Origin of the sequence: Ligilactobacillus acidipiscis DSM 15836, assembly GCF_001435755.1 — a bacterium.
In the GTDB taxonomy this organism is placed as follows: domain Bacteria; phylum Bacillota; class Bacilli; order Lactobacillales; family Lactobacillaceae; genus Ligilactobacillus; species Ligilactobacillus acidipiscis.
Map to the genome: position 1 here is coordinate 1 of NZ_AZFI01000162.1, position 4337 is coordinate 4337.

Consider the following 4337-nt stretch of genomic DNA (forward strand, 5'->3'; position numbering starts at 1 on the left):
CTTGTGAGACTTACTTCGCCAAAGTTTGCGTTACATTTCCTCTTGTGTTACTTACTTCGCCGAAGTTTGCGTTACATTCCTACTTGTGTTGCTTACTTTGCCGAAGTTTGCGTCGCATTTCTACTTGTGTGACTTACTTTGCTGAAGTTTGCATTACATTTCTACTTGTAACACTTACTTCACCAAAGTTGGCCTTTCAAGCGCGACCTAAGAGGAAAGGAACAGCATCTCACTTACCAAATTTAACAAAAAAGTCCGGTGACAAAACAAACTCAGTTTTGCTTCCGAACTTTTCACTTATCAGTGTTTAAAACTAAATTCCTAATTCTGCAAAAGTCTTATCCAAGTGCGACAACACTTTTTCACGGCCAATCAATTCGATCGAAGGTGCCAGATCTGGTCCGTGCATTTCACGGGTCGTGGCGATCCGGATCGGCATATACAGCTTGCGGCCGCGAATACCCTTTTCCTTTTGGATCTGCATGATCACTGATTGGATCTCAAATGCATCGAAGACTGGTAATTCCTTGATCTTAGCAGCAAATTCCTGTAGAACTACCGGAGCAGTTTCCTGTGATAATTCTTTCAAAGCATCTTCACTTAACGACTCAGGTTCATCGAAGAAGACGGACGAAAGATCGATCATTTCAGCAGCGTAAGACATCTGTTGTTTGTAAAGGTTTGTCAACTGACGTGCCCATTCGATCTTCTCTTTCGATGGATTTTCTGGCAAACGGCCTGCCTTGATCAACTGTTTGATCGCTAATGAAGTGATCTGGTCGGCGTTACCGGCCTTGACGTACTGGTTGTTGACCCATTCCAATTTCTTGTTATCAAATGAAGCTGGCGATTTACTCAAACGTTTGGGATCAAACATCTTGATAAATTGCTTCTTCGTAAATATTTCGGATTCACCTACTGGTGACCAGCCTAATAATGTAATAAAGTTAAACATCGCGTTTGGCAAATAACCTAGTGAACGGTACTGTTCGATAAACTGCAACACAGTTTCGTCACGTTTACTTAACTTCTTACCAGTAGCAGTGTTGATGATCAATGACATATGACCAAAAACAGGTGGTTCCCAACCAAATGCATCATAAACAGCCAACTGCTTAGGAGTATTAGCAACATGGTCATCACCACGTAAAACATGGGTGATCGCCATCATATGGTCATCGACGACCACGGCGAAGTTATAGGTTGGCATGCCATCGCGCTTAGCAATGACAAAGTCGCCGCCGATCGTAGCAGACTGAAAACTGATCTTGCCCTTAACGATGTCGTCCCATTCATATAAATGATCATGTGGTACACGCAAACGGATTACCGGCTTGATTTCCTTGGCTTTAGCAGCTTCTTGGGATGCCTTGATCTCGTCTTCACTCATACCTTCATATTCATAGATATAACGAGGAGCTTCACCGTTAGCCCGTTGTTCATCACGTTGAGCTGAAAGTTCTTCTTCAGTCATGTATGATTCATAAGCCAGATCTTTATCCAGCAATTCTTGGATCAATGGAGCATAGATGTCACGTCTTTCTGACTGACGGTATGGCCCATATTCGCCAGGCTTGTCTGGGCCTTCATCCCAATCAATGCCTAACCATTCCAAGTTTTCCATCTGGCTTTTTTCGCCATCTTCAACATTTCTTTTAGTATCAGTATCTTCGATCCGCAAAACAAATGTCCCATTGTTATGCCGTGCAAATAAGTAATTGAATAACGCTGTCCGAGCGTTTCCGATATGCAAATGTCCTGTTGGGCTTGGAGCATACCGTACCCGAATTTTATCACTAGCCATTAATAAATTACGCCTCTTTCATTGATATTCCTCTTCTGGGCCGTTAAAACAGCCACACCATTAAATTGTACTATGCTTACCAGCAAAAATAAACACTCTTAAGCAAACTAATTGGAGTTTTTCTCGTTAATGCCACGTTTAGAATGTGTCGGTTTAGCGAAGATCATCCGTCCGGCATCCGTTTGGAGCGCACTCGTAACTTCAACTTCGATCGATTTGTTCATATAATAGTGCCCATCTTCGACCACGATCATAGTGCCATCATCCAAGTATGCAACACCCTGTTGCCGCTCTGTTCCGTTTTTAATAATCATCACTTTCAGTGTTTCGCCGGGGATAACTCGCGGTTTGAGCGACTTAGCCAAAGCATTAACGTTTAAGACCTGAACATTTTGAAATTCAGCGACTTTGTTCAAATTATAGTCGTTAGTAACAACAACCGCATCGATCAGTTTAGCTAACTTCAACAATTTGCTGTCAACTTCTTGGATATCGTCAAAATCACCATCATACATTTGGACCGGCATGATTTTTTCATCCCGGAGTTTGTTCAAAATATCAAGACCACGCCGTCCACGCACACGTTTGACACTATCAGCCGAATCAGCAATATACTGCAATTCATACAAGACGAAGTTCGGAACGACTAAGATCCCTTCCAAAAAACCAGTCTTGGCAAGATCGTAGATCCGGCCATCGATCAAGATGTTGGTGTCTAGCAACTTATACTTACGAAAATTGTCGCCTGCTTTACGCTCTAAAACATCACCAGAATGCTCGCTGTCCTCTAAACCCGTCTTCTTGCGGCGAACAAAGATCTTGCGAATATCATTAAAACGCGAGCGTCCTAAAATAAATCCCAGGTAAGCAAACAAAATCAATAAAACAATGGGTAAGATCGTGTTTAAGAAAAATAATTGCGAATTCGAGAATAATAAGGAAATCAAAACCGCGATCAATAACCCAATAACCGTCGAAATAACTTCAGTTACGATCATCTCCGGTTTTTCATTAGTTAAAAATTTTTCTATCCTTTGAACTAACTTTTCAACCGGTTCGATCAAAATAATACTTAAAACAACAAAAACGACTAAACCGATCACCATATCAATAAAAATATTGTTAAGCCATCGATTTTGCACGTTAAATCCCGCCCATACCATTGGCATGAATGAGTAGCCCGCGCCTATTCCTAAAAGTGCGAAAATTAACTGGATCATTCTTTTTCGCATCCTTATCACTTCACTTTCTCCTGATTTGATTTGTCACAGAATGTTTTACCATCCTTTAAATATTTTACCAAAAATAAATTAATTATGTGTCTTTTTTTACTTAATCAAAAGCGAAATGTAACGCTTGATTTAACGTTTTAACACCACGGACTTCGATATTCTCCGGCAAATCTGCTTCAGACAGGTTATTTTGCGGAATAATGATCCGCTTGAATCCCAGTTTTTGGGCTTCACGCACGCGAGTTTCAATATCAGAAACTCGTCTGATCTCACCTGTCAAACCAACTTCTCCAATAAAGCAATCTGTTGCGACTGTTTCTTTTTCACGGTAGCTTGACGCAATACTGATCGCTAATGCCAAGTCAATGGCGGGCTCGTCTAACTTAACTCCGCCTGCTGATTTTAAATAAGCATCTTGATTTTGCAGCATCAAGCCGGCTCGTTTTTCCAAGACAGCCATGATCAATGACACCCGATTTTGGTTAAGACCTGAAGTGGTTCTTTTTGCATTGCCAAAGGCCGTCGGTGTCACCAAAGCTTGGATCTCGACCATGATCGGCCGTGTCCCTTCTAATGAAACGACTACTGCTGAGCCTGTTGCTCCCTGCAAACGTTCCTCCAAAAAGATCTGGGATGGATTGCTAACTTCGTACAAGCCACCTTCGCGCATTTCAAACACCCCGATCTCGTTAGTTGAGCCAAAGCGATTTTTGACTGCTCGTAAAATACGATAGGAATGATGGAGGTCACCCTCAAAATACAAAACAGTATCCACCATATGTTCTAAGATCTTAGGCCCGGCGATCGCGCCCCCCTTAGTCACATGACCAACAACGAAGATCGTGATACCCTGTCCTTTAGCCAAGCGCATCAAGTCCGCGGTCACTTCACGGATCTGCGACACACTCCCAACAGCTGACGACATCTCGGGTTCTTGCATGGTTTGCACGGAATCGATCACCACGTAGTCTGGCTTCAAACTGTCAATATTAGCTCGGATCGCGCCCATGTCAGTTTCCGGATAGAGGTAAAAATCATCACTAGAGACTGACAAACGTTCAGCACGCATCTTGATCTGATTTGCACTTTCTTCTCCAGAAACATAAAGGACTTTGCCGCCCGTTTGTGCCAACTGTCCAGAAACTTGCAATAACAAAGTAGACTTACCGATCCCCGGATCACCACCGATCAAAACTAATGAGCCCGGTACGATCCCGCCACCGAGCACCCGATTTAACTCATCGATCTGCGTTTGCACCCGTGGCGCTTGTTTCAAGGAAACATCTTTTAATAGCTGCGGC

3 protein-coding genes are annotated in these 4337 nt (G+C 42.7%); all 3 read right to left on the minus strand.

The genetic code is table 11. From position 1 onward, the window contains the following. Positions 1 to 313: 313 nt before the first annotated feature. The gene (gene gltX, locus FC65_RS09035; RefSeq protein WP_056972422.1) at positions 314 to 1804 is read right to left on the minus strand and encodes a glutamate--tRNA ligase; all 1491 of its coding nucleotides are present in this window, start codon (positions 1802 to 1804) and stop codon (positions 314 to 316) included. Positions 1805 to 1911: 107 nt separating this feature from the next. Further along, positions 1912 to 3036 carry a PIN/TRAM domain-containing protein gene (locus tag FC65_RS09040; RefSeq protein ID WP_010496793.1) on the minus strand — a complete coding sequence of 375 codons (1125 nt, stop codon included), beginning with the start codon at positions 3034 to 3036 and terminating at the stop codon, positions 1912 to 1914. A 100-nt stretch (positions 3037 to 3136) separates the two neighbouring features. Continuing rightward, positions 3137 to 4337: DNA repair protein RadA (gene radA / locus FC65_RS09045; protein WP_056972423.1), on the minus strand; the 1201-nt coding region annotated here is incomplete at its 5' end.